Below are 322 nucleotides of genomic sequence, written 5' to 3'. Positions count from 1 at the left end.
GACCAGTCCTAGGCCCAGCAACAGCAGAACAGCTGAAAGCAGATGCAGATCTAGTTCGGGCTGGATTGGCTGATTATGTGTAGTGGATGGACTTATCATACGGTTAGTGACATGTCTGTGCCGTGAGTACAAATTTGTGTTCGATTCCCTGGACTGCAGCCGTAAAAACCTCAGCGCGATGGATGTAGTTGTTGAACATATCAAGACTGGCACAGGCCGGGGTGAGTAGAACGCTATCGCCACGCTCTGCCAGCAAAAAACTTACCCGGACAGCCTCATCCATAGTTGCCACGCGCTGTACCGGTACATTGCAGCCCTGAAT

Annotated in this window: 1 pseudogene; it reads right to left on the bottom strand. The window is 51.2% G+C overall.

The annotated features are described in order from the left end of the window. Positions 1-103 precede the first annotated feature (103 nt). Positions 104-322, bottom strand: a pseudogene (murD, locus tag SQ11_RS17720) (UDP-N-acetylmuramoyl-L-alanine--D-glutamate ligase); the annotation flags it as partial.

It is taken from the genome of Nitrosospira sp. NpAV, from assembly GCF_000832065.1.
GTDB lineage: Bacteria > Pseudomonadota > Gammaproteobacteria > Burkholderiales > Nitrosomonadaceae > Nitrosospira.
This window is presented reverse-complemented; position numbering and strand designations above follow the sequence as displayed.